The organism is Kluyvera sp. STS39-E (genome assembly GCF_040932435.1).
Classification (GTDB): domain Bacteria; phylum Pseudomonadota; class Gammaproteobacteria; order Enterobacterales; family Enterobacteriaceae; genus Kluyvera.
Genome location: NZ_JBFQGA010000008.1, coordinates 18928 through 43666 on the forward strand (window position 1 = coordinate 18928; position 24739 = coordinate 43666).

Consider the following 24739-nt stretch of genomic DNA (forward strand, 5'->3'; position numbering starts at 1 on the left):
GGTTTTTTATTACCTAAATTCAGGAGAATGCAATGGCATTCGCAATCCCTAACGGGTCGCGTGTAAACGTGGCCAAGGCCTATCTGGCCGCAATTACTTTTACTGCGGCATCCAATGCGACGGAATGCGAACTGACCGTTGCCTCGGCTGCCGGCATTCTGGCGGGTGATGTTGTCCAGGTTAACTCTGGCTGGCTGAAGCTCGATAACATGGTGCTTCGCGTGAAGTCGGTCACCGGTACCAAAATCGTACTGGAAGCGTTCGATACCACCGATACCAACAAATTCCCGGCTGGCACTGGCGCGGGGACGCTACGCAAAATTGACTCGTGGATTACCATGCCACAGGTCATGACGTTATCTACCGAAGGTGGCGACCAGCAGACCATCAGTATCCAGTTCCTGGAGGATGATAAGGCCCGCACTATCCCGACGTTTAAAAACGCCGTGGTACAGGTCTATACGTTCGCCCACGACCCGCTGCTGGCCATCTACAAGCGACTGATTGAACTGGATGAGTCCAGTGATACCACCGCAATCTGGTTCCACAACCAACGCGGCAAGGCAGACCGCTACTATTCTGCGAAAGTCTCATTCCAGAAGGTACCAAAGACCGAAATCAACGCCGTAGAAAGCAACGAAGCGCGTATGAACTTTGAATCGGATATGCAGATTTACCCGATCGCTGATTCCTCCGCTGTGCCGCTGGCATTCCTGACTGACCTGCCAACGACGAAAACACTTGCGACTGGCGATGCACTGGATCTGGCCGTTGTTATGCAGGGCGGATCTGCGCCTTACACTTACGTGTGGAAGAAAGGCAGCACAGCAATCCCGGGCAAAACGGCCTCAACTTTCAACATTGCTTCAGTCGCATCCGGCGACGCAGGTTCCTATACCTGCGAAGTTACCGATGCCGCAGGCAAGACCCTTACCTCGGCGGCATGCGCCGTCGCTGTCAGCTAACCAATCAGGCCCGGTTCGCCGGGCTTTATTTCGCAATGAGTACCGCTGGCGAATTTTCTGTATTCGCATTGCCCATCTTTTCAAACTGCGCCTTCACACGCGCTCTCTAACCAAGAACCTTTCAGAAAGCGTTCCTGAGAACTGCCGTTAGTGCCGGTGGGCCTCTTGGGGCGGCTTTTCTGTGTGAACAGGTTCGCTTTTTAAAAGGTACACACCATGAATCACCCAACCGTTTCAGTGAATGGGGTCTCCGTCCGTGTTGATGATGAAGGCCGGTACAACCTTAATGATCTCCATGCCGCAGCGGTGGCTGAAGGAAAAGCCACTGAATCTCAGCGTCCCAGTAACTTTCTCAAAAGTGTCCAGATTAAGCGATTCGTGAGCGAACTGACCAAAGCTACGAAAATAGCTTCGGTCAAAGTCATTAAGGGCGGTACTCAACCTGGTATTTGGGGGCTTGAGTTGGTGGCCATTCGCTATGCCGCATGGCTTAACGTAGAGTTTGAAATCAAAGTCTACCAAACGTTTCAGATGGTGATTCGCAAAGGCTTTGATGCGATGTCCCGCCTGAACAAAATCGACCACATCATCAACACTGAAACCAAAGCAATTAGCCAGTGTGCCAGTCAGATGGCTAAGTGGGGTATTGGTGGGCGCAAACAACTCCTGCATTCAGTCCGGGAGCGTGCTGCTGACGAAGTCCAGATGTATCTGCCCGGCATTAACTAATACCCGCTCCGGCGGGTTTCTTTTTTTCTAAGGAACCGAAATGACCCAATTCTCCCTGATCCCAAACCCAACCTTCTCCGCAACTGCCAGCATCCCGCGCGCCGGTACCGAAGACGGCAAGCTTACATTCACCTTCCGCCATAAGACGCTGGAAGAGCTGCGCGCGATGGACGAGAAACTGCAAAAGGATGCAGCAAGCAAGAAAGCTGCTATTGAGCCGCAGGCCGATTACCTGATGGAAATCGTCGATGGCTGGGCACTGCCGGATAAATTCACCCGCGATAACGTGATCGTCCTGCTGAAGAACTACCCTCGCGCGTTCGACAGCATCGGCCTGGCTTACACCAAGGAACTCATGGGCATCCGCGAAAAAAACTAAGGCAGGTCGCCGCAGCGATGTATACGCCGGGGCCGACTCTTGCGGAGTTGAGCGCTTTTGGTTTAACGCCTGAGGACGTGGAAGAGGAGGTGGGGATCCTGCCGTCGGTATGGAAAGCTTTCACCATTTTCTCCACGCTGGCGACCCAATGGCGCGTTGGCGCTAGCGGGGCGACCGGCCTTGATTACAACGTACTCCCCTGGATGTTTGAGTTACACGGGGTTGAGGATGCGGCGGCCTGTATGGCTGACCTTCAAATCATGGAAAGCGAGGCACTTAAGGTAATGCATAAGGAGACGAAATAATGTCAGACCAAATCGCCTCGATTACTTTGAGGGCTGATGTTGCCGACCTGAAAACAGCCAGCAATGAATTGGATAAATTAGGTCAGGCAGCTGCCGGAGCAGTAGAAAAAGCCGATGACCTGAATAGTGTATTCCGTGCTGGCGCTGAATCTGCGAAACAGGGCAGTGAAGGAATTAAGGAACAGCAGAACGCGCTCAGGGGGCTGCTGGAGAATATTGACCCGGTAAACAAGGCGCTTAACCGCCTTGATGAGCAGCAGGCGGCACTGCGCAACTTCCAGGCGAAGGGGTTTCTTGATACTGATTCGTTCCAGGCGTATAGCAAAATTCTGGACGACACCCGCCTCAAGCTGACCGACACCGGCGAGGCAGCAGCGCGTGCTCAGGCTGAATTAGCCGCCACCCAAGCGGCAGAGAAGCAGTCCACAGCACTGAAAAACCTGCTGGGCTCAATCGACCCGACGATTCGGGCATTTAACTCGCTGGATGAGCAGCATGCTCAGCTGGTGGCGCACTTTGAGTCAGGGCGCATCAATAGCGCTCAATTCGAGCACTTCAACACCATCCTGAACCAGACACGTGAGCGACTCACCGGCGTGGCTGATGTTCTGCCTGAGGCGTTATCGCGGCAGGAAGCCGCAGCACGCCGCGCTGGCTTATCTGTTGGGCAATATAACCAGGCGCTGCGGATGCTTCCTGCGCAGTTCACTGATATTGCAACGCAGTTAGCTGGTGGGCAGTCTCCATTCCTGATCCTGCTGCAGCAGGGTGGGCAGATTAAAGATTCATTTGGTGGTGTTGGTAATACCCTCAAAGTGTTTTTGTCCTTCCTGAATCCAATAAATGCTGCACTTAGTTTGTCAGCGCTAGCATTTGGCGTGTTGGCTGTTGCTGTGTACAAGGCGCGGCAGCAGATTGATGAAGCATCAAAAATAACGACATCTTCTCTTGGTGCTAGTGGTGATGCTGCTGAACGGCTCGCGCTTAACATGGTCGCCATATCTGACAAAACAGGTAAGGCGATTGATGAAGTTAGCAAGATGTTCATTACCACCAATGATGGAGCCAGCGAATCAATTAAAAAACTGATTGATGTCGGCTATAGCTATGATGAAGCGAGGAAAGAGGTTGAAAAATACAAAAGCACGGGCAATTTCACTGCACTGAATGCTGACATTGACGCTCATCGACGAGAGATTCTTAAGATCGGTGACGCGTGGTCAGAAGCCGCTATAAAGGAGAAGAACAAGTATACTGGTTCAAATCTCGGCAAGCAGAACGTCGCGCTTGGCGGTGGTATTGATTATGGGCTGAAATTCATTGAGCAGGGAATTGACCTGCAAAAAACGATGAACCAGCTGACAATCGATGGCAATAAAGCAGTCGCAGACTCAGTTGACTGGATCAATAAAACGTGGGAATCAACCGATCGCGTTGCAGGAGCAGAGGCAAGGCTTAAAGAGGCTCGAGAGCAGTCAAGGAAAATTGCTTTCTCTGGAGATAAAGAGGCAATTGCAAACGCTCAGCAACTCATTGCGTTGCGCCAGCGTGAGGTCGAGGATGCAATAAAGCAGCGTGACAAAAAGAATAACCCCAAATCACCCACCGTAAAGGTTGATGCTGGTGATCGCACCATCGAGAACTACCAGGCTCAATCGAGGACACTGACTCAGACCCTCGAAACGCTACGTCAAACTGGTGATACTCAGGTCAGAAATACCGAACTCAGCAAACAGCAGTCACGCTTTGCGGAACTGGACGAGGCAGCCAAAACCCGAGCCCTAACCACGCAGGAAAAATCACTCCTGTCGAGCCGTGAAGCCATTCTTAACGCTGCCAAGATTGTTGACCAAAAGAACAAGGAAGTAGAGGCACAGCAGAAGATTAACGGCCTGGCGCAGCAGGCTAATAAGTACGTCACGCAGATGTCGGAAAAGACCGATGCTTTGCGTGACAGTGCAGGTCTCAGTGGTCGCCAAACGCAGCGCATGATGGAAGAAGCGCAACTCCGTCAGGGGTGGCTAAACGGAGGCGGTAAGCTCGAAGATACAGGCTATGAGAAAGAGCTAGCTGCCCTTCGTAACTACTACGCCGAAGAGGATAAGCTGCGGGGAGACTGGAAAGCAGGTGCATTGAGCGGATGGAATGAATATCTGGAGGCTGCGACCGATACCTACAGCGCAGTGAAGGGTGTTGCTAGTTCTGCTCTTACCGGACTATCCGACATGCTTACCGATCTTATGACCACTGGTAAAGCATCGATTAAGTCGTTTGGGATGTCGATGCTGAAGATGATCGCGCAGGTCGTAAACCAGTTGATGGTTGCATATGCAGTGCAAGCAGCTATGGGCTGGATAAATGGTGGTGCATCACCATCCTCCGGAGGAGGGCAATCATTTGCTGTTCCGTCTTACACCCCTAATGCTAAAGGCGGCGTCTATGATTCTCCGGGTCTTAGTAAGTATGTAAATGGCGTCTACGATTCTCCCCAGTATTTCACCTTCCAGGGCGCGTCGAAGTTTGCCAAGGGCGGTGTGTTTGCCGAGGCAGGCGAAGAGGCGATCATGCCGCTGACGCGTGATTCTGCCGGACGACTTGGGGTCAGGGCTCAGGGCGGTGGTGGTTCTGGGCATCAAATTAACGTTGATATTTATGTCGATAACAAAGGCAATGCCACCACAAATACAAGCGGAGATGGTGACACGGCTGCTAGGGCGCTGGCCGATCGCATTAAGTTTTATGTTTCCGATGGAATCAGAATGGCTATCAAGGATGATGGTGCTATTGGGCAACGGTTTGCTAAGAAGTAGTGCCTTACAATTTTGGTTACATCTCTATCCCCCCCTGGTTATCATGTTCAAAACCACGATAATCAAGGGGATGATAGTGAAAAAGGTCTTTATAACTGCTGTGCTAGCCTTGGCGCTTTCTGCGTGTAATGGGAGTGGATCAAGCAGCAACACTCAAAAGCAAGCAAAGTATGATGAGCTTTCAAAATGCGATGTTGCTATCGAAGGACCTTCTCATTTGCCGACAAACAAAAAAGACTTCGCAGAGTTTCTCTCTGTGCAGGCTCGCAATGCCTCAGCTGATCAGTTCGTAACTCAAAAAAGGCTGGATATCCTTCAGCTTGTTGGGTGGAATTCTTCTGTCGCTGACGCAATTGCATCGTGTGGGGCAAATAGAAAGGATAAGCGGAAGGAAATAGCATCAGGCGCTTTCGATATCATGAAGGAAAGCACCAATAATGCAGATGAAAAAAGAGCGCTCGTCGAGGCATTCAGTTCTTGGGAGGCATATGTGACAAGTCAAACACCTCTCGCAAAGCAGGACTTTAATTCCAAAGTCGGCTATTACAAAAATATGTGAAGAAACTGATACCAACTCCCTAAATCACACTTAGCCCTAACCAAACACGAAGCCTCGCGAATGCGGGGCTTTTTTATGGAGTAAATATGGCAGTAGAAACCTACAACTGGCACTCGCAGCTCGGAGCGGGGGCTGTCGAGTATAGCCAGACGGTGCGGGCGGCGCAGTTTGGCGACGGCTACGAGCAAGTTGCTGAGAATGGCATTAACTCTACCGCCATTCAGGTCCCGATGAAGCACACAGGAACGGAGGCTGAAGTTAACGCGGTCCGCGACTTCCTGTTGGCGCATACCGTTAAGGCATTCATCATCACGCCGCCTGGCGAGGAGATTGGGCTGTATCGGGTGGTGCCAGACTCTGTGCGTAAAAACCAACTCAGCAGCAAATTCTCTGAGCTGACATTCACGATTAAGCGCGCCTATGGCGTCTATGCCTGAGGTGGAGCATGACAGCACTGATTGATACAGCTGCAATGCTGGCTCCTGGCGGCAGGGTCCGCCTGGTCGAGGTTGATGCCTCTGAGTTTAGCGGTGGCGTTCATCGCTTCCACTATTCGCCTTTCCCCCATACTCCAGCGGAGATTGATGCGTCCGCCGGCGATGAGGGTAAACTCGGCCCAAAACCCATTATCTGGGATAGTAAAACCTTCGACTTCTGGCCGTTCCAGATTTCAGACCTCGCATTATCTACCGACCAGGCCGCAGAACCAAAGTTGAGCGTATCTAACCTTGACGGACATATCACGGCGCTGTGCTTACAGTTTAAAGATATGGTTAACGCGAAGGTAAGCATCATCGACACCTACGCCATTTATCTGGACGCGGTGAACTTCCCGGGCGGCGCGAACCCGACAGCAGATTCGACGATGTTCACCCTCCAGACCTTCTGGCTGGACACCAAAACCTCAGAGGATGATGAGGTGGTTACGTGGTCGCTCAGCAGCCCGGCGGATTTGCAAAACCTGGTTATTCCGACCCGGCAGATCACATCACTCTGTGAGTGGGCATTGCGCGGGCAATATCGCAGCGGCGATGGCTGCACCTACAACGGCACGGCGTATTTCGATGCGAAAGGTAATGCAGTCGCAGACCCTGCACTGGACGTATGCGGTGGTTGCCTTAGCGACTGTCGTAAGCGATTTGGCGCTGGCCTGGCGGAGCCGAATACCGCCGTTCTCGATTTTGGCGGCTTCCCCGCAACCGTGCTTTTTTCCCGATAACCGGACATCAATATGAATAAAACAATAATGGCTGCCATCCGGGCGCATGCGCTGGAGGAGTCACCGCATGAGTGCTGCGGCTTCGTCATTCAGTCAGGGCGACGTCAGCGTTATATGCCGATGCCAAACAGCCACGAAAACCCGACTGAGCATTTCCGTATTGATGGTGAGCATTGGGCGAATGCTGAGGATGCAGGAACCATTATTCGAGTCATTCACTCTCATCCTGGTGATGGCGCTAGGGCTATTCCATCAGACCTCGATCGCCAGCAATGCAACCAGTCAGGAGTGGTATGGGGTATCTACGCGCCCGATGGCGATGAGTATGCCGAAATCACGCCGGATGCCATCCCGCTTATCGGGCGCCCGTTCATTCTGGGCTCTCACGACTGCTGGGGGCTGGTCATGGACTGGCATGCCACCCAGGGTGTAACGCTGACTGATTTCCGGGTCGATTACCCGTGGTGGGAAAGCCAGTACCCGGACAACCTCTATTTCGATAACTGGGAGCGGGAAGGGTTTATCGAATGTGACCCCGCGCCAGGCTGCATGGTCATCATGCAGGTCGAATCAGGTAAGTGGAATCACGCTGGAGTCATCACCGAAGAAGGCGAACTGCTCCACCACCTTTACGGCCAGCCATCCTGCGTTACGCCGTATGCGCGCGGCTACTTCACAGACCGGACGATGATCTGCGTTCGCCATAAAGATTTACCACAGGAGATTCAGCCATGGCGCGTCTAACCACTATTCGCCTTTACGGCGCACTGGGTGCACGTTTTGGACGTGTGCATAAGCTGGCGGTGCAGACCTCAGCGGAGGCCGTGAAGGCGCTCTGCATCAACCTGGATGGGCTTGAAAGCTATCTGATGAACGCCAAAAAGAACGGCATGACGTTTGCAGTGTTCCGCGGTAAGCGCAACATTGGCGTGGATGATTTTAAAGAGCTTGCCGGTAATAGTGATATCCGTATTGCACCAATTATGGAAGGTGCAAAAAAGGCAGGAATATTCCAGACAATCCTTGGTGCTGTGATGCTGGTTGCTGGGGTGGTAATGACTGTTATATCTGGTGGAACGGCTTCTCCATTGGCGGCCAGTCTGATGGTCGCTGGTGGATCAATGATGGCGGGTGGCATATACCAGATGCTTTCCCCGCAACCCAAGGGCCTTCAGGGCCGCGATGATCCTGATAACAAACCCTCTTATGCGTTTGGCGGTTCGGTAAATACCCTGGCAATGGGCAACCCCGTCGCCATTCTTTACGGAGAAAGAGAAATCGGCGGCGCCATTATCAGCGCAGGGATCGTGGCAGAGGATATTTAACAGTTTCCCACTCATCACTTAGCACCCATTCGGGTGCTTTTTTTATGGATGCAATATGGCAACGATTACTGGTGCAAAGGGCGGCAGCCAGAAGCAACACACGCCCGTAGAACAGCCAGACTCAGCGCAGTCTATGGCGCGCTGTCGCATGCTTCTGGCGCTGGGTGAGGGGGAGTTTGCTGGCGGACTGGATGCCACTCGCATCTTCCTGGACGGCACACCATTGGGCAATGCTGATGGTTCTATGAATTTTGAGAGTGTGTCATGGGATTTCCGCCCTGGTACTCAGGTCCAGGAGCCAATCCCTGGCTTTCCAGCTGTCGAAAATGAAACCAGCATTGGGGTTCCGTTGACGAATGCTGCACCATGGACGCGAGCAATCAGCAACACGCAGATTGATGCAGTACTGGTGCGTGTCGGTATTACCGGGCTGCAGCAGCAGGAGAATGACGGCGATATTGTTGGGACGACAGTCAGGTACCATATCGACCTAGCCGTTGATGGTGGTGCGTACAGCACCGTAATGACCAAAACGGTCACGGAGAAGCTGAGTTCGCTTTATGAGCTAACGCACCGTATCAATTTACCTAAAGCCACAACCGGCTGGCAGATTCGCGTTGTTCGCGACACAGCCGACAGCACTAGCGCGATGCTGCAGAACAAAACCCAGGTGCAGGCTATCACCGAGGTCATCGATGCCCGCCTGCGTTATCCGCATACTGCGCTGCTGTATGTGTCGTTTAACGCCAAATCATTCAGCAATATCCCCAAAATTTCGTGCAAGCCCAAAGGGCGAATCATTCGAATACCGCAGAACTACGATCCGGTCGCGCGCACATATGCCGGGACCTGGGATGGCACATTCAAATGGGGATGGACGAATAATCCTGCATGGATTTGGTTTGATGTTCTCACTGAGCCGCGGTTTGGGCTGGGGCGTCGTGTAACCATTGATATGCTGGATAAATGGGAGCTTTACCGTATCGCCCAGCGCTGCGATCAGAAAATACCGGACGGCAAAGGCGGCGATGGTACAGAGCCTCGCTTTATGTTCGACGTTTATATCCAGGCCCAGGCTGACGCCTGGCAGGTGATCAAGGATATAGCGGCAGGATTTAATGGTATGACGTTTTGGGGCAGCAACATGTTCAACGTCATATCAGATATGCCAGCAGATACGTCAAAGTTGCAAATCCTTACTCGCGCCTCTGTTGTTGGGAAACCTACGTATTCCAGCGGCAGCGAGAAAAACCGCTATTCAAGCGCACTGATTAATTTCAGCGACCCGGATAACCACTACCAGGATCGAACAACGGCGGTCATGTTCCCTGAACTGGTGAAGCAGTTCAAGTTTAAACAGACGCAGTTGACAGCTATCGGCTGCACTCGAGAGAGCGAAGCTCAGCGGCGTGGTGGATGGGCGGTATATTCGAACTCTCTAGACAGAATAATCACGCTTCAGACCGGCCTGGACGGGTACATATACGTACCTGGCACTGTGTTTGCCTTTGCTGATGAGCGCCTGTCTGGCAGAGTTTACGGTGGACGCGTTGTTGCCTACGATGCTGCGCTGAGGTCGGTAACGACTGACCGCGGTACCAGTGCGGTGGCTGGGGATACGCTAATGATCCGCACTCTGGGTGGCATCGTTGAAAGCCGAGTTATCCAGACAGTCAACGGCGCACAACTTGTAGTGAGTATGCCATTCACTGCACAACCCCAGCCTAACGCCGTGTTCGTTATCGATGCGGGGCAGTTGCGTTTGCAGTATTTCCGTGTGACCAATCTGGCGTTCAACGACGAGGAAAACACCTTCAGCATCACCGGCGCAGAGTACAACTCTTCGAAATATGATGCCGTCGATAACAATGCGCGTCTGGACACGCCGCCTATCAGCCTGATACCGACTGGTGTTGTTGGTCAACCAGGTAATGTTGGTGTGTCGAGTTACGATTCAGTGCGTCAAGGGCAGCGCGCCGCTACTCTGGTTGCGACATGGGATGCCCCCCTTGATGAAAACGGTAAACCTCAGCCTGATGTTGTTTCATATCGTGTGCAGTGGCGTCGCGGAGATAATGAGTGGATTAACCTTCCCGATACTGGCCTTAGAAATATTGAAGTGCCAGATGTTTTTGAAGGTGATTATCTCGTACGTGTTCGGGCCATTAACTCAGGGGGTGCATCCAGCCTATGGGCAACTTCAGCATTAACGCACCTTAATGGGCGAACTGGTGATGTACCGATCCCTGTTGGGCTGCGTACCACCGCTATCAATTGGGGCATTCAGCTTGACTGGTCTTTCCCCGCAGATAGTGGCGATACTCTTCAAACTGAACTGCAGTATTCAGTGAATAGCAATGGCGATAACCCGCTGCTGCTTGCAGGTGTTCCTTACCCTCAACACACATATACCCAGTTAGGGCTGAAAGCAGGACAAGAATTCTGGTTCCGGGCGCGATTAGTTGACCGCATTGGCAATCAAAGCGACTGGACGAGTTGGATCAGGGGAATGGCGAACGATAACGCCGATGATTATCTGGGCGACATTACCGGCGATTTCATGACCTCGAAAGACGGTGATGCGTTGACCGGCCAGATTGACCAGAACCTGGAAGGACAGATGCAACTGGCGCTGGCGCAGAATGCGACTGTTGAGCATCAGTGGGCGCAATACGGTGAAGTTCGCGCCAATATCATGATCGTTAAATCAACGGTCGTTGAAGTCAATAAGGCAATGGCCGAGCTGAAAACACAGGTACAGGCTGAAGTTGGCGATATTACTGCCTCGCTGGAAGACAAGCTGACGGCCGTGGTTGACGCTGATGGAGCTTCGGCGATTCATACCCTGAAGGCAGGCGTTCGGATCAACGGCGTGTACTACGGCGCAGGGATGTCTATTGCGGTGGTTGCAGACGCTGGGCAGCCGGTGGTGACGCGTATAGGGTTCACCGCGAACCAGCTTGTTCTGTTGAGCGGTGAAGACGATCAACAGCATTCTCCATTTGCCGTAATTAATGGGCAAATGTTTGTCAGTGAAGGGTTTATTCAGTACGGAGAAATTACACTGGCTAAAATTGGCGAGCTTCGTTCGTCAAATTATGTTGAGGGTAAAACTGGCACAATCATGAAGGCCGATGGCACGTTCGAAATTAACGGTGGGGCAGAAGGTGAAGGAGCGATGAAAATAACCAATGCCACTCAAAGCGTGAAAGATGAAAACGGTATTCTTCGCGTGCAGATTGGAAAAATAACGGGGATTTTCTGATGACATGGGGGGTGCAGACGTGGGACGAAAATGGAAACCCGAATAACTACGGAATAAAGCCAGTTTCCGTATATGGTACACAACTATTAGCTAATGGTCAGAAATCGGGCTCATGGACAATTCCTGTACCAGAAGGGTTGAAGCTGAATTATTACCATGTCGCGAACGCTTCCGAGACAAGCTCCGGTGGTCTTGGTTCTGGTCGGCGACGAGTGACGGTATCAGGTAACACAATAACGGTGAGTTCGGCAGGAGACACTGAGTATGCCGCGAATACATATCAGGCTGCTCGTGCTTTCCTGGTGATAACCATCGAAAAGGGGTGATATGTCTTACGGGATATTATTAGCGACTTCATCAGGTGAGGTCTGGGTTAGTCCGGAAAGTATTCCTTTAGCTCTGCTTGCGAAAAAGAGCGTCACTATTTCTAACCCATCAGCCGTTACCTCAGTGACACAAAGTTATGATGTTAACCAGCCAATAATCCCCTTTGTTTACACAACTGCCGAAGGGGCGCTGTGGGCGAATATCTCGAATGGGGTATGCACTGTTTCTTTAACTCATGCAGTCGCTGGCACACGGATGGATGTCTATTTCTTCTCAATATTTCCTCAGCCATTACCAGAATATGGCCTGGCTATCTGGGATGCTAACGAGGTATGCATTTTAACCAACGAGACTAAAACATTAGCGGATTTAGTCAAAGTGGGGGGAAGTGGCACCGCTTCTGATAATGGTATTAATACAAACACTCTTAAAGCCGGTAAATGGGGCTGCATACCGGAATACCTTGGGATTGCAGTCGGCGTCATCAATGACCCGTATCCCCGGCCATGGCAATCCAACATTCGTGTCATTGCTCGCAGGGAAGGGACTGGCACCCGCATTATAGCGTACAGTGATGCGGGGTCTTCTACAGGCGTGTCTAACGTAAGCTTTACCAATGGTCATGGTAATGTAGTGGTAACTCAAGTCGATATGTACGATTAAACGATCGTTTTAAACGATCAATTACGTTAAAACGATCTATTAAATCAATTATCTATTTGCATTGTTCATTGCTATTTTTACGTTAATTAACCATCACAGGTGATTAATATGAAATATGTGGCATTGCTTCTTTCTATTATTTTAATTTCAGCTTGTTCAGGTTCATTCAAAAAAGAGCAGCCAGTATGCACAGGGAACGCTCTTATTGGTGGGCAGGAGTCTGCTGTAAATATTTATAATGTCCGAAAGGTTGCAGGTCAGACACAGTATAAAGCGGGATATCCGTTTAACTGGCAATGGGTTGGTAAGAATAATTTTATCCGAACCACCTGCACATAAATTTGTTGCCCACTCAAATCACAAACCTCGCTTCGGCGGGGTTTTTTATTGTCAAAATTCAGGAGCCACTATGTCAGCAGGCACATTAACCCTGACGAATAATTCCGATGCTGTAACAGGTGCTGGCACGACGTTCACGTCTGAACTGGTTGCCGGTGATTTTATCGTTGTCTCTGTCGGGGGCATCACCTACACGCTGCCGGTGAAAAGTGTCGGCAGTGACACACAGGTTACCTTAATCAGTAAATATTCGGGGCCGACGCAGGCAGGAGCTGCATGGCGAGCTATTCCACGCGAGTCCCAGAATATGGTCACCGCAGAGCTGGTCACGCAGACAACCTCAGCTTTACGTGGGCTCAACTACGACAAACAGAACTGGCAGGCGGTATTCAGTGCCAGTGGTGATATCACGGTTATGCTGCCGGATGGCTCGACGTTTACCGGTCCGAGCTGGAAGAGCCTTATCGACATTCTGAACAACATCGATATTGATGCCGTTCAGCAGCTGGCGAATCAGGTACGCGCAGATGCGCTGCAGGTGGAAACCGATAAGCAGGCGGCACAATCCGCAGCTGAATCTGCCAGCACCGACCGCAGCGCAGCAGAGTCGGCTAACAGCAGCGCGCAGACGGCCAAGGCGGATGCTGAAACAGCCGCCGGTACTGCGACCGATAAAGCGACCGAGTCCAGGAACGCCGCCGAAGATGCGCAGACGGCGAAAGCCGCAGCAGAACAGGCCGCCGCCACGGTACAACCTGAAAACCTGCTGCAGAACGCCAACAACCTCGACGACCTGACCAACAAGCCGGCAGCGCGTCATAATCTGGACGTGTTCTCGAAGGAAGAAATTGCCGACATGCTGCCGGGTTTTCTGGGCCAGATTGACTGGCAGGAAATGCGTACCGCGCTGGAGCCAGGAACGGCGCCACGCGACGGGCAGGAAGTCGACCAGACAGGCATCTTTGCCGACCTGTACGCGAAAGCGCTGGCCGGTAAGCTGCCAACCTGTACCGAAGCAGAATGGCAGGCCGACCCACTAAACCGCGGCTGTTATGTGCTGGAGTCCTCACCGGGGAAAATGCGCCTGCCGGACGACAACGGCGTGCAGCTTGGCTCGCTAAAAATTCCGGTGCATGTAGGCGACGGTGGCGATTCTTCGGTTAACGGCAGGATGGGTGCGTCGGCTTTGCCTAACCTTAAATTTCAGATGAATACGCGAACTCTCTCTACAGCAGGAGGTAATGGTACCGTTTATGCTGGTGATGGTCTTGGCGTTGAGGTAACAAACAGAGGATCTAGCCTTCCAGGTATTAGTCCAACATCCGTTGGCTCTGGCACTGTAGTTATGGATTTGGTGGATATAGACGCATCTCGATATAACGACATTTACAAAGACGGCGTTACCGAAGTTCGCGTAAACCGCATGCAGGGTTGCTGGACCGTTCGTTTTGCAGCTAAGGCCACTAACGGTGGAAGTATTGATGCGCTGGCATTGGCGTCGGCTATCGCCGCTGGTGATGCAGAATTACTGACTAAGATTATTGCGACCAATGCTCGTATTGATTTTGCAATGCTTGACGCTGGAACAATGGCAATAAATACAGGGAAATTATTGGATAATCCATTCGGTAATAGCACCCCTGTATCGTGTGAGTTCCAGGCATATCATCCGGTATTGCTGAAATGGATATCCGTAGAGTGGATGTCGGTCTCAACCACAAATATTTATGGTGGTAGAGCATTTTACTCAGAGGGTGAGGGGATCATAATCCGCGCAGGGCAGCAGCGAATTTTCGATACAAACCAGGTCGCAGGGCTACTACCCGATCCAACGACGGTTATTGCTTCTGTTACCTCTGCATGTCCAGTAAGAGTTCTAATCACCAAGGTGATAGCATGAAAACCATTTATGTAAGCCAGAAAGATAATCGCAGTTGGAGTACATCCCCGGATGCGTTCGATGGAGAGACATATCCCGTCGTTGTTCCAAAGGAATTTATGGGGGGCGCGATGACTTACAACTGCCTTACCGGGGAGTGGGTTCCCGATCCGGTTTATGTGCGCACCCATGCTGACGACGTTCATGATGCCACGATTAAACGTGACCAGCTTATCCAGGAAGCGAACAGCATCATGTCTGGCTGGGTTCTGGATCTGACGCTTGGTTTGATTAGCGATGAGGACAAACAAAAGCTAATTGCCTGGCGGTTGTATGTGAAAGCGCTGGATGCCCTTGTTCTGGACGCGGCACCGGAAATTGAGTGGCCGCCGCGTCCGGAAAATTAACGCCACAGCGCTTTACTCTGCCGAACCGCCATCATAATGGCTTTACCCATGCTTTCGCACTGAGGGAAACCAGGTGATATCCACCGCGAGTTGATAAACGCCAATATGCTGAATCGGTCATAGTCGAAAAGTAATTTTTGAGGCAATGGTGGAACGTATATCTGAAAGCGACCCACCATTTGACATAGGGGTGAAATGTAACTAATCGATGTAATATATGTTATAAGTCATTGCGGATTTAGAACAAAAAAGTAGCAGCCTGGAAAATGAGCCAATTCACCATCAAAGAAATAGCGCTAATATCCCATAAGCTAAAAGATATCAGTGATACATGGTCAGATTTATGGGTTTTTCTTTGCCTGGTGCCACTTAGTGTTGGCCAGGTTATCAATCTCAAGCATAGAAACTTTGACGGAAAATATCTGAATCTCGAAAAGGGGGCGAGATTTAAGAGTGTTCAGGTAGAGGCTCCCCCTCTGATTTGCGAGCTCATACAGAGACGCAGAGAAAAATATCCCGATGATATTTATATTTTTTAGAGCCACTCTAACAGGGTCAAGTTTCAGGGTAAGCCTGTAACCGTTATTGCGTTCAACCGGGCGTTGAAAGTAGCAGCAAAAGGCGTAACGGATGTGGTAGTGACCAGCAAATGTGCTCGGGGGTAAGTTGCAGCAACCTGTGGTATGCAAGCGCAGGTTGCTGCGGGCCAGGTGTTCATGCCATGGCACTGGAAAGAGTGTATAGGGTAAATATCCATTTCAGCAAACAGCCTGAGAATATCCGCTTTAAAATCCCCTCCAATGTAAACGAAGGTAATAGGTGTAACGGCATCTGTTAATCATCGGATCGCATGCTGACGATTGACGCGCTACAGTGTAAGATGCACGCCAATGCACGGACAGGTAGGTTTTCCAATGTGTCCACCGATGTGTCCATTAAATAAAAAACGAGACGCAACAGGGTTAAAAAATCCTTATTTATGAAGAACATACGTAACTTTTCAATCATTGCACATATCGACCACGGTAAATCAACGCTGTCTGACCGTATTATTCAGATTTGCGGTGGCCTTTCCGATCGTGAAATGGAAGCGCAGGTTCTGGATTCAATGGATCTGGAACGTGAACGTGGCATCACCATCAAAGCACAAAGCGTGACGCTGGACTTTAAAGCGTCCGATGGGGAAACCTATCAGCTGAACTTTATCGACACCCCAGGCCACGTTGACTTCTCCTACGAAGTATCGCGTTCTCTGGCTGCCTGTGAAGGCGCACTGCTGGTTGTAGACGCCGGGCAGGGCGTAGAAGCGCAGACGCTGGCGAACTGCTATACCGCACTGGAAATGGATCTGGAAGTGGTGCCGGTTCTGAACAAAATCGACCTGCCGGCCGCCGATCCTGAGCGCGTGGCGGAAGAAATTGAAGATATCGTTGGCATCGATGCCACCGATGCGGTGCGCTGCTCGGCGAAAACCGGCGTCGGCGTGACCGATGTACTGGAACGCCTCGTGCGCGATATTCCGCCGCCGGAAGGCGATCCGGAAGGCCCTCTGCAGGCGCTGATTATCGACTCTTGGTTCGATAACTATCTTGGCGTGGTTTCCTTGGTGCGTATTAAAAACGGCACCATGCGCAAGGGCGACAAAATTAAAGTGATGAGTACCGGTCAGGTCTACAACGCAGACCGTCTGGGTATCTTCACGCCAAAACAGGTTGACCGTACCGAGCTGAATTGCGGCGAAGTAGGCTGGCTGGTTTGTGCCATTAAAGACATCCTGGGCGCGCCGGTTGGCGATACGCTGACGCAGGCACGTAACCCGGCAGATAAAGCGCTGCCTGGCTTTAAGAAAGTGAAACCACAGGTTTACGCGGGTTTGTTCCCGGTAAGCTCTGATGACTACGAAGGTTTCCGTGATGCGCTGGGTAAACTGAGCCTGAACGATGCCTCGCTGTTCTATGAGCCAGAAAGCTCCACCGCGCTGGGCTTCGGTTTCCGCTGTGGCTTCCTCGGTCTGCTGCATATGGAGATCATTCAGGAACGTCTGGAACGTGAATACGATCTGGATCTGATCACCACCGCGCCAACCGTAGTGTATGAAGTGGAAACAACCAGCAAAGAGACTATCTACGTGGATAGCCCATCTAAGCTGCCGCCGCTGAATAATATCTACGAACTGCGCGAGCCGATTGCTGAGTGTCACATGCTGCTGCCGCAGGCGTATCTGGGCAACGTCATCACGCTGTGTATCGAGAAACGTGGCGTGCAGACCAACATGGTTTACCACGGTAACCAGGTTGCGCTGACCTATGAAATCCCGATGGCAGAAGTGGTGCTCGACTTCTTCGACCGCCTGAAGTCGACTTCTCGTGGCTACGCGTCGCTGGACTACAACTTCAAACGCTTCCAGACGTCTGACATGGTTCGTGTTGATGTGCTTATCAACAACGACCGCGTCGATGCGCTGGCGCTGATCACCCACCGTGACAACTCACAGAGCCGTGGTCGCGATTTGGTTGAGAAGATGAAAGAACTCATCCCACGTCAGCAGTTTGATATCGCGATTCAGGCAGCCATTGGTACGCACATCATTGCGCGTTCAACGGTGAAACAGTTGCGTAAAAACGTTCTGGCAAAATGCTACGGTGGTGATATCAGCCGTAAGAAAAAGCTGCTGCAAAAACAGAAAGATGGTAAGAAGCGTATGAAGCAGATCGGTAACGTCGAACTGCCGCAGGAAGCTTTCCTCGCCATTCTGCATGTTGGTAAAGACAGCAAATAATCTTAAGGAGTTGGCATGGCGAACATGTTTGCCCTGATTCTGGTGATTGCCACACTGGTCACGGGCTTGTTGTGGTGCGTCGATAAGTTTATCTTCGCGCCAAAACGACGGGAACGTCAGGCTGCTGCGCAAGCGGCAACCGATGGCTCGCTGGATAAAAAAACATTGAAAAATGTTGGCCCGAAACCGGGCTGGCTGGAAACAGGGGCATCGGTTTTCCCGGTGCTGGCTATCGTGCTAATCGTGCGCTCATTTATTTATGAGCCGTTCCAGATCCCATCTGGTTCGATGATGCCAACTCTGCTGATTGGTGACTTTATCCTGGTGGAGAAATTCGCCTACGGGATTAAAGATCCTATCTATCAGAAAACGATTATTGAAACGGGTCATCCTAAGCGTGGCGATATCGTGGTATTCAAATATCCCGAAGACCCACGTCTTGATTACATCAAGCGTACTGTGGGTCTGCCGGGTGACAAAGTGACCTACGATCCAATCAGCAAACAGGTCACGATTCAGCCAGGATGCAGTTCCGGTCAGGCGTGTGGCAACGCGTTGCCGGTTACCTATTCCAACGTTGAGCCGAGCGATTTCGTGCAGACCTTCTCCCGCAGTAACGGCGGCGAGGCGACCAGCGGCTTCTTTGAAGTGCCTCAGGGCGAAAGCAAAGAGAACGGCGTGCGTCTGGCACAGCGTCAGGAGACGCTGGGTGAAGTCAACCACCGTATTCTGACCGTGCCAATTGCACAGGATCAGGCCGGCATGTATTACCACCAGTCTGGGCTGCCTCTGGCGACTTGGATTGTGCCGCCGGGACATTACTTCATGATGGGCGATAATCGCGACAACAGCGCGGATAGCCGTTACTGGGGCTTTGTACCGGAAGCAAACCTAGTGGGCAAAGCCACCGCCATCTGGATGAGCTTCGAAAAACAAGAGGGTCAATGGCCAACCGGCGTGCGTTTAAGCCGTATCGGTGGGATCCATTAATTCTCCGTTTGACTTCACGCGGCTGCTAAATTGCGGCCGCGTGAATTATTTAATATTTAAATCTATTCAAACTAACGACATCGATTGTCGTTGCGTATAGAATATCCCCCCGAAGTTTCGAATGTCTCTGACCGGGAGACACGGCACACGAAACCGCATTGGTCTTTTTCAGGTCTGTTTCGTGTGCTGCATTGTTGACGCATTCATTTATTTGGTATCGCATGAACCCCATCGTAATTAATCGGCTTCAACGGAAGCTGGGCTACACTTTTATTCATCAGGAGCTGTTGCAACAAGCGTTAACGCATCGTAGCGCTAGCAGCAAACACAACGAGCGTTTAGAGTTTCTGGGTGATTCAATTTTAAGCTACGTGATCGCCAACGCGCTCTATCACCGCTTCCCTCGCGTGGATGAAGGCGATATGAGCCGGATGCGTGCGACGCTGGTTCGCGGAAACACGTTGGCGGAAATTGCCCGTGAATTCGAGCTGGGCGAATGCCTACGCTTAGGGCCAGGAGAATTGAAAAGCGGCGGTTTCCGTCGTGAATCAATTCTGGCGGACACCGTTGAAGCCCTGATCGGCGGGGTGTTCCTCGACAGCGATATTCAAAACGTTGAGCGACTGATCCTCTCTTGGTATCAGACGCGTCTGGACGAAATCAGTCCGGGCGATAAACAAAAAGATCCAAAAACACGCCTGCAGGAATATCTGCAAGGCCGCCATCTGCCGCTGCCGTCGTATATCGTCGTGCAGGTGCGTGGTGAAGCACACGATCAAGAATTTACTATCCACTGCCAGGTTAGCGGCCTGAGTGAACCGGTGGTCGGCACAGGTTCTAGCCGTCGCAAGGCGGAACAGGCTGCCGCCGAAGAGGCGCTGAAAAAGCTGGAGCTGGAATGAGCGAAGAAAAAACGTACTGCGGATTTATTGCCATCGTCGGTCGACCGAACGTTGGCAAATCAACCCTATTGAACAACCTGCTCGGGCAGAAAATTTCGATTACTTCCCGTAAAGCGCAGACCACGCGTCACCGTATCGTCGGTATCCATACCGAAGGGGCTTATCAGGCGATTTATGTCGATACCCCGGGTCTGCATATGGAAGAAAAACGCGCCATCAACCGCCTGATGAATAAGGCGGCAAGCAGCTCTATCGGTGATGTTGAGCTGATCATTTTCGTGGTCGAAGGCACTCGCTGGACGCCTGACGATGAAATGGTGCTGAATAAGCTGCGCGGCGGTAAAGCGCCGGTGATTCTGGCGGTGAATAAAGTCGATAACGTTCAGGAAAAAGCGGATCTGTTGCCGCACCTGCAGTTCCTCGGCAGCCAAATGGATTTCCTCGATATCGTCCCTATCTCTGCTGAGAGCGGGTTCAACGTGGATACCGTTGCCGGGATTGTGCGTAAGCATCTGCCGGAAGCTATCCACCACTTCCCGGAAGACTACATCACCGACCGTTCACAGCGCTTTATGGCCTCTGAAATCATCCGTGAAAAACTGATGCGTTTCCTTGGCGCAGAGCTGCCGTATTCGGTAACCGTTGAAATCGAACGCTTCGTGACAAACGAACGCGGCGGTTATGACGTCAACGGCCTGATCTTGGTTGAGCGAGAAGGGCAGAAGAAGATGGTTATTGGGAACAAGGGTTCCAAAATCAAAACCATCGGTATCGAAGCGCGTAAAGATATGCAGGATATGTTCGAAGCGCCTGTTCACCTTGAACTGTGGGTGAAAGTGAAATCAGGCTGGGCCGATGACGAACGCGCGCTGCGCAGTCTCGGTTACACTGACGATCTCTGAGAATAACCCCGATGGAGGGCTGGCAGCGCGCTTTTGTCCTGCATAGTCGTCCCTGGAGCGAAACCAGCCTCATGCTGGACGTCTTCACGGAAGAATCGGGTCGCGTGCGCCTTGTGGCTAAAGGCGCACGTTCCAAACGTTCCAACCTTAAAGGTGCTCTTCAGCCCTTTACTCCTCTTTTAGTTCGCTTTGGCGGGCGTGGTGAAGTCAAAACGCTGCGCAGCGCGGAAGCTGTCTCATTGGCATTACCGTTAAGCGGCATCACGCTCTACAGCGGCCTGTACGTCAACGAACTTATCTCCCGCGTGCTTGAGCATGAAACCCGCTTCTCCGAACTCTTCTTCGATTATTTGTACTGTATCCAAGCGCTGGCTGGTGCCACTGGTACGCCGGAACCGGCGCTGCGCCGTTTTGAACTGGCGCTGTTGGGGCATTTGGGGTACGGCGTTGATTTCCTGCACTGCGCTGGCAGCGGCGATGAGGTCGACGATACGATGACCTATCGCTATCGCGAGGAGAAGGGTTTCATCGCCAGCGTGGTGATTGATAACTACACCTTTACCGGCCGTCATCTGCGAGCATTAGCTAGCCGGGAATTTCCCGATGCCGACGTACTGCGCGCTGCGAAACGCTTTACCCGTATGGCCTTAAAGCCGTATCTTGGTGGCAAACCGTTGAAGAGCCGCGAATTGTTTCGCCAGTTTGTTCCAAAACGATAAACAACATTTTGCTCACCCCATTTTTCTTCCTGCCTGCTCGGGAGAAAGCCTGGGCGAGATGAAAGAAAGTTAAAAATAAAATCACGAGGATTGTCATGGCTGAATTACTGTTAGGCGTCAATATTGACCACATTGCCACCCTGCGTAACGCACGCGGCACCGCATACCCGGACCCGGTGCAGGCGGCGTTTATTGCCGAACAGGCCGGTGCCGATGGCATCACCGTGCACTTACGTGAAGATCGTCGCCACATCACCGATCGTGACGTGCGTATTCTGCGTCAGACGCTAGATACCCGCATGAATCTGGAAATGGCGGTGACCGAAGAGATGCTGGCTATCGCCTGTGAAACGCGTCCGCATTTCTGCTGCTTGGTGCCGGAAAAGCGTCAGGAAGTCACCACCGAAGGCGGTCTCGATGTTGCGGGCCAGCTTGATAAAATGCGTGACGCATGCAAACGCTTGGCAGATGCGGGCATCTTGGTATCGCTGTTTATCGACGCCGATAACGCGCAGATCAAAGCAGCCGCTGACGTTGGTGCGCCGTATATCGAAATTCACACCGGCTGCTACGCGGATGCCTCCACGGACGCTGAGCAAGCCAAAGAGCTAGAACGCATTGCGAAAGCCGCCACCTATGCGGCGAGTCTCGGCCTGAAGGTCAATGCCGGGCATGGTCTGACCTACCACAACGTCAAAGCCATTGCTGCGCTGCCAGAAATGCATGAGCTGAATATCGGCCACGCTATTATTGGTCGTGCGGTAATGACGGGTCTGAAAGACGCGGTCGCCGAGATGAAGCGCCTGATGCTGGAAGCGCGTGGCTAATGGCGATTTTAGGGTTAGGTACCGACATCGTCGAAATCGCCCGTATTGAAGGGGTGATCGCCCGTAGTGGCGATCGCCTTGCCCGTCGCGTTCTCAGTGATAACGAATGGGCTATTTGGGAAACGCATCAGCAGCCGGTGCGTTTTCTGGCGAAGCGTTTTGCGGTCAAAGAGGCAGCATCAAAGGCTTTAGGCACCGGCATTCGCAACGGTCTGGCGTTCAATCAGTTTGAGGTTTACAACGACGAGATGGGCAAGCCCAAGCTGCGGTTATGGGGTGAGGCGAAACTGCTGGCGGAGCGAATGGGCGTGAACCACATGCACGTGACGCTCGCTGATGAGCGCCACTACGCCTGCGCGACGGTGATTATCGAAAGTTAGATTTTGTCGGCGTGGTGCATTTGAACAAACTTGTCCCACAGCTGTTCTTCGTTTTCTAAATGTGCCGGGTCCTTTAAAATCGTATTCGGGATCGGGCACACTTTCTGACAGGTCGGCGTTTCGTAATGGCCGATGCATTCGGTACAGCGATCGCTATTGATCTCATAGATGCTATCACCCATCGAAATGGCCTCGTTTGGACATTCCGGCTCGCACATATCGCAATTGATACATTTTTTGGTGATTAACAGCGCCATCAGGAAATTCTCGGAAAACTCAATAAACAGGGCGCGCATTATACGCTCATTTCCCGCACAGGCCATACCTTTTCTGTGGTAATAGCACCGTCGATCAAACCAGTTTTTTCACCAGCGCTTCGCTGTGGCGAATACGCTCCGGCGCGTTCTCCAAATCCTGCTGCACCAGCCCCATAAACAGTAAATCCGTCAGCATCATCTGTGCGCTGGTCGATGAAATCGCCGCGCTGCGCGTGGCCTGTTCTTCGGCAATGGTATAAAGGCAGTGCGACGCGCGCTGTTGGAGCGCATTGGGTGAGAACCCCGTGATAGCGAGAACTTTACCGCCGACGCGCAGGGTTTCATCTGCGGCTAGGTTTATTTCCCGACGCGCGCCAGAATAGGAGATAGCCAGCAACAAATCATCTTTGGTCATGGCCTGTACTGTCGCCAACAGGGCGTGCATATCCAGTTCTGAAACGGCGTTGACGCCGATCTTCATCAGCTTCCAGCTAAAGTTACGTGCCACCAACCCCGATGCGCCGATCCCCGTCAGAATGATACGCCGCGCGTTACGCAGCAGCGCCACCGTTTCCAGCAGCTTATCTTCGCTGTTCACGTCGAGAGATGCGTGCATGGCCGCGACATTATCCTTAATCAGCTTTTCACCGACCAGACGCAGCGGATCATCACCACAAATCTGATTATGCACCGGCACCGAATGCGGATTAACGCTGCTGGCCAAGGCTTCACTGAGCGCCAGTTTCAAGGCGGGAAAACCTTTAAATCCGAGCTTTTGAGCAAATTTTACCACGCTAGACTGGCTCACACCGGCCTGGCTTGCCAGTTCTTGGGAGCTCAGATGGCGTGCCTGATCCGGCTGCGCGAGGATAAAATCCGCCAGCTTTCTATCACTTTGGGCCAGTTGAAGATAACGCTGACGAATACTGATTAAACAATTCATAAGAACCTCACGGGCACAATGACCACAATGTACCGGATACCATTCTGCTCGTTTTAAAGAATTATGTATTCTATTATAACCAGATCTGTCGAATTAAATATTCCATACGTCGGCAAAAAACAACTCTTTTCACGCGGTGCTTTGTTGAGGGTTCGTTCGACCAAAGCCGGCACACTATCTGTTAATCTATTGATTGACCTGATATCGGATTACAGGAGTTTCATTTGACCAGCTATTCCCGTCGCGTGGTGTTTTTTGATCTCGATGGCACGCTGCATCAGCAGGATTTGTTTGGTGCATTCATTCGCTATCTACTACGCCAACTTCCGCTTAACACGCTGCTGGTTCTGCCGCTGTTGCCCATTATCGGCGCGGTCATGTTGATAAAAGGACGCGCGGCGCGCTGGCCGATGAGTGTGCTGCTTTGGGGCTGCACCTTTGGCCGCCGAGAAGCCACATTAAATGCGCTGGAGGTGAGTTTCATCGTCTGGTTCCGCGCCACGGTGACACCGTTTCCCGTGGTGCAGGAGCGTTTGGATAGTTATCTTAGTCGCCAAGATGCCGATGTCTGGTTGATTACTGGTTCGCCGCAGACGCTGGTGGCGCGTGCTTACGCCGATGCGCCGTGGATGTCGCAGGTGAATTTGATCGGCAGCCAAATGCACCGTGGCTTTGGTGGTCGCGTGTTATCAGTACGCTGTTTGGGGCATGAGAAAGTAGTGCAACTCGAACAACGTCTTGGCGCGCCTTTACGTTTATACAGCGGCTATAGCGACAGCAAGCAGGATAATCCGCTACTCTTTTTCTGTGAGCATCGCTGGCGGGTTACGCCGCGCGGCGAGCTTGAGCAACTGGAATAAGCGGGCGCT

At 51.9% G+C, this 24739-nt stretch carries 24 protein-coding genes and 1 pseudogene; 23 read left to right on the plus strand and 2 right to left on the minus strand.

What is annotated here, in order from left to right; genetic code table 11:
• Window positions 1–32 precede the first annotated feature (32 nt).
• From AB4K05_RS17900 to acpS, 22 genes and pseudogenes are all read left to right on the plus strand, one after another.
• Complete coding sequence (locus AB4K05_RS17900) at window positions 33–965, plus strand: phage tail tube protein (RefSeq protein WP_368481289.1); 933 nt, start codon at window positions 33–35, stop codon at window positions 963–965.
• 216 nt (window positions 966–1181) lie between these two features.
• On the plus strand, window positions 1182–1694 hold the full coding sequence (locus AB4K05_RS17905) for a KilA-N domain-containing protein (RefSeq protein ID WP_149330471.1): 513 nt from the start codon (window positions 1182–1184) through the stop codon (window positions 1692–1694).
• A gap of 40 nt (window positions 1695–1734) precedes the next feature.
• Window positions 1735–2073 carry a phage tail assembly chaperone gene (locus AB4K05_RS17910; RefSeq protein WP_368481290.1) on the plus strand — a complete coding sequence of 113 codons (339 nt, stop codon included), beginning with the start codon at window positions 1735–1737 and terminating at the stop codon, window positions 2071–2073.
• A gap of 17 nt (window positions 2074–2090) precedes the next feature.
• Window positions 2091–2378, plus strand: a complete 288-nt coding sequence (locus AB4K05_RS17915) for a DUF1799 domain-containing protein (RefSeq protein ID WP_035895695.1) — start codon at window positions 2091–2093, stop codon at window positions 2376–2378.
• On the plus strand, window positions 2378–5188 hold the full coding sequence (locus AB4K05_RS17920; RefSeq protein WP_368481291.1) for a phage tail tape measure protein: 2811 nt from the start codon (window positions 2378–2380) through the stop codon (window positions 5186–5188). The genes AB4K05_RS17915 and AB4K05_RS17920 overlap by 1 nt, the downstream gene beginning before the upstream one ends.
• Window positions 5189–5264: 76 nt before the next feature.
• Entirely contained in the window at window positions 5265–5747 is a 483-nt protein-coding gene (locus AB4K05_RS17925) for a membrane lipoprotein lipid attachment site-containing protein (protein ID WP_368481292.1), read from the plus strand.
• An 86-nt stretch (window positions 5748–5833) separates the two neighbouring features.
• The gene (locus tag AB4K05_RS17930; protein ID WP_368481293.1) at window positions 5834–6184 is read left to right on the plus strand and encodes a phage tail protein; all 351 of its coding nucleotides are present in this window, start codon (window positions 5834–5836) and stop codon (window positions 6182–6184) included.
• An 8-nt stretch (window positions 6185–6192) separates the two neighbouring features.
• On the plus strand, window positions 6193–6966 hold the full coding sequence (locus AB4K05_RS17935) for a phage minor tail protein L (protein WP_368481294.1): 774 nt from the start codon (window positions 6193–6195) through the stop codon (window positions 6964–6966).
• Window positions 6967–6978: 12 nt separating this feature from the next.
• Window positions 6979–7710: a C40 family peptidase gene (locus AB4K05_RS17940; protein ID WP_368481295.1), complete on the plus strand. Its 732-nt coding sequence runs from the start codon at window positions 6979–6981 to the stop codon at window positions 7708–7710.
• Window positions 7698–8291, plus strand: coding sequence for a tail assembly protein (locus tag AB4K05_RS17945; RefSeq protein WP_035895683.1), 594 nt, complete (start codon window positions 7698–7700; stop codon window positions 8289–8291). Before AB4K05_RS17940 ends, AB4K05_RS17945 begins: the two co-directional genes overlap by 13 nt.
• Before the next feature lie 55 nt (window positions 8292–8346).
• Window positions 8347–11556 carry a host specificity protein J gene (locus AB4K05_RS17950; protein ID WP_368481296.1) on the plus strand — a complete coding sequence of 1070 codons (3210 nt, stop codon included), beginning with the start codon at window positions 8347–8349 and terminating at the stop codon, window positions 11554–11556.
• Window positions 11557–11883: 327 nt separating this feature from the next.
• On the plus strand, window positions 11884–12546 hold the full coding sequence (locus tag AB4K05_RS17955) for a hypothetical protein (protein WP_368481297.1): 663 nt from the start codon (window positions 11884–11886) through the stop codon (window positions 12544–12546).
• 108 nt (window positions 12547–12654) lie between these two features.
• A complete protein-coding gene (locus AB4K05_RS17960; RefSeq protein ID WP_368481298.1) occupies window positions 12655–12885 on the plus strand; it encodes a cor protein in 231 nt (76 codons plus the stop codon).
• A gap of 70 nt (window positions 12886–12955) precedes the next feature.
• Window positions 12956–13339 (plus strand): annotated as a pseudogene (locus AB4K05_RS17965) (phage tail protein); the annotation flags it as partial.
• Window positions 13340–14781: 1442 nt separating this feature from the next.
• A complete protein-coding gene (locus tag AB4K05_RS17970) occupies window positions 14782–15171 on the plus strand; it encodes a tail fiber assembly protein (RefSeq protein ID WP_368481299.1) in 390 nt (129 codons plus the stop codon).
• Between the two features lie 979 nt (window positions 15172–16150).
• Window positions 16151–17950 (plus strand): translation elongation factor 4, encoded by a 1800-nt coding sequence (gene lepA / locus AB4K05_RS17975; protein WP_368481300.1) that lies wholly within the window; start codon window positions 16151–16153, stop codon window positions 17948–17950.
• Window positions 17951–17965: 15 nt separating this feature from the next.
• On the plus strand, window positions 17966–18940 hold the full coding sequence (lepB, locus tag AB4K05_RS17980; protein ID WP_368481301.1) for a signal peptidase I: 975 nt from the start codon (window positions 17966–17968) through the stop codon (window positions 18938–18940).
• A gap of 221 nt (window positions 18941–19161) precedes the next feature.
• Window positions 19162–19842, plus strand: a complete 681-nt coding sequence (gene rnc, locus AB4K05_RS17985) for a ribonuclease III (protein WP_368481302.1) — start codon at window positions 19162–19164, stop codon at window positions 19840–19842.
• Window positions 19839–20744, plus strand: coding sequence for a GTPase Era (era, locus tag AB4K05_RS17990; protein ID WP_368481303.1), 906 nt, complete (start codon window positions 19839–19841; stop codon window positions 20742–20744). The genes rnc and era overlap by 4 nt, the downstream gene beginning before the upstream one ends.
• An 11-nt stretch (window positions 20745–20755) precedes the next feature.
• On the plus strand, window positions 20756–21463 hold the full coding sequence (gene recO, locus AB4K05_RS17995) for a DNA repair protein RecO (RefSeq protein WP_368481304.1): 708 nt from the start codon (window positions 20756–20758) through the stop codon (window positions 21461–21463).
• Between the two features lie 95 nt (window positions 21464–21558).
• Window positions 21559–22290, plus strand: a complete 732-nt coding sequence (gene pdxJ, locus AB4K05_RS18000) for a pyridoxine 5'-phosphate synthase (protein ID WP_368481305.1) — start codon at window positions 21559–21561, stop codon at window positions 22288–22290.
• Complete coding sequence (acpS, locus tag AB4K05_RS18005) at window positions 22290–22670, plus strand: holo-ACP synthase (protein WP_368481306.1); 381 nt, start codon at window positions 22290–22292, stop codon at window positions 22668–22670. The genes pdxJ and acpS overlap by 1 nt, the downstream gene beginning before the upstream one ends.
• On the opposite strand, the gene AB4K05_RS18010 is transcribed toward acpS, so the two are convergent.
• Entirely contained in the window at window positions 22667–22927 is a 261-nt protein-coding gene (locus AB4K05_RS18010) for a YfhL family 4Fe-4S dicluster ferredoxin (RefSeq protein ID WP_280557948.1), read from the minus strand. The genes acpS and AB4K05_RS18010 overlap by 4 nt on opposite strands.
• A gap of 94 nt (window positions 22928–23021) precedes the next feature.
• A complete protein-coding gene (locus AB4K05_RS18015; RefSeq protein ID WP_368481307.1) occupies window positions 23022–23870 on the minus strand; it encodes a MurR/RpiR family transcriptional regulator in 849 nt (282 codons plus the stop codon).
• 224 nt (window positions 23871–24094) lie between these two features.
• On the opposite strand from AB4K05_RS18015, the gene yfhb reads away from it, so the two are divergent.
• Window positions 24095–24730 carry a phosphatidylglycerophosphatase C gene (yfhb, locus tag AB4K05_RS18020; RefSeq protein WP_368481308.1) on the plus strand — a complete coding sequence of 212 codons (636 nt, stop codon included), beginning with the start codon at window positions 24095–24097 and terminating at the stop codon, window positions 24728–24730.
• Window positions 24731–24739: the final 9 nt, after the last annotated feature.

Bases quoted from the DNA above. Each gene is read 5' to 3' on its own strand.
- AB4K05_RS17900 (WP_368481289.1), top strand. From the start codon at position 33: ATGGCATTCGCAATCCCTAACGGGTCGCGTGTAAACGTGGCCAAGGCC.
- AB4K05_RS17905 (WP_149330471.1), top strand. From the start codon at position 1,182: ATGAATCACCCAACCGTTTCAGTGAATGGGGTCTCCGTCCGTGTTGAT.
- AB4K05_RS17910 (WP_368481290.1), top strand. From the start codon at position 1,735: ATGACCCAATTCTCCCTGATCCCAAACCCAACCTTCTCCGCAACTGCC.
- AB4K05_RS17915 (WP_035895695.1), top strand. From the start codon at position 2,091: ATGTATACGCCGGGGCCGACTCTTGCGGAGTTGAGCGCTTTTGGTTTA.
- AB4K05_RS17920 (WP_368481291.1), top strand. From the start codon at position 2,378: ATGTCAGACCAAATCGCCTCGATTACTTTGAGGGCTGATGTTGCCGAC.
- AB4K05_RS17930 (WP_368481293.1), top strand. From the start codon at position 5,834: ATGGCAGTAGAAACCTACAACTGGCACTCGCAGCTCGGAGCGGGGGCT.
- AB4K05_RS17935 (WP_368481294.1), top strand. From the start codon at position 6,193: ATGACAGCACTGATTGATACAGCTGCAATGCTGGCTCCTGGCGGCAGG.
- AB4K05_RS17940 (WP_368481295.1), top strand. From the start codon at position 6,979: ATGAATAAAACAATAATGGCTGCCATCCGGGCGCATGCGCTGGAGGAG.
- AB4K05_RS17945 (WP_035895683.1), top strand. From the start codon at position 7,698: ATGGCGCGTCTAACCACTATTCGCCTTTACGGCGCACTGGGTGCACGT.
- AB4K05_RS17950 (WP_368481296.1), top strand. From the start codon at position 8,347: ATGGCAACGATTACTGGTGCAAAGGGCGGCAGCCAGAAGCAACACACG.
- AB4K05_RS17955 (WP_368481297.1), top strand. From the start codon at position 11,884: ATGTCTTACGGGATATTATTAGCGACTTCATCAGGTGAGGTCTGGGTT.
- AB4K05_RS17960 (WP_368481298.1), top strand. From the start codon at position 12,655: ATGAAATATGTGGCATTGCTTCTTTCTATTATTTTAATTTCAGCTTGT.
- AB4K05_RS17970 (WP_368481299.1), top strand. From the start codon at position 14,782: ATGAAAACCATTTATGTAAGCCAGAAAGATAATCGCAGTTGGAGTACA.
- lepA (WP_368481300.1), top strand. From the start codon at position 16,151: ATGAAGAACATACGTAACTTTTCAATCATTGCACATATCGACCACGGT.
- lepB (WP_368481301.1), top strand. From the start codon at position 17,966: ATGGCGAACATGTTTGCCCTGATTCTGGTGATTGCCACACTGGTCACG.
- rnc (WP_368481302.1), top strand. From the start codon at position 19,162: ATGAACCCCATCGTAATTAATCGGCTTCAACGGAAGCTGGGCTACACT.
- era (WP_368481303.1), top strand. From the start codon at position 19,839: ATGAGCGAAGAAAAAACGTACTGCGGATTTATTGCCATCGTCGGTCGA.
- recO (WP_368481304.1), top strand. From the start codon at position 20,756: ATGGAGGGCTGGCAGCGCGCTTTTGTCCTGCATAGTCGTCCCTGGAGC.
- pdxJ (WP_368481305.1), top strand. From the start codon at position 21,559: ATGGCTGAATTACTGTTAGGCGTCAATATTGACCACATTGCCACCCTG.
- acpS (WP_368481306.1), top strand. From the start codon at position 22,290: ATGGCGATTTTAGGGTTAGGTACCGACATCGTCGAAATCGCCCGTATT.
- AB4K05_RS18010 (WP_280557948.1), bottom strand. From the start codon at position 22,927: ATGGCGCTGTTAATCACCAAAAAATGTATCAATTGCGATATGTGCGAG.
- AB4K05_RS18015 (WP_368481307.1), bottom strand. From the start codon at position 23,870: ATGAATTGTTTAATCAGTATTCGTCAGCGTTATCTTCAACTGGCCCAA.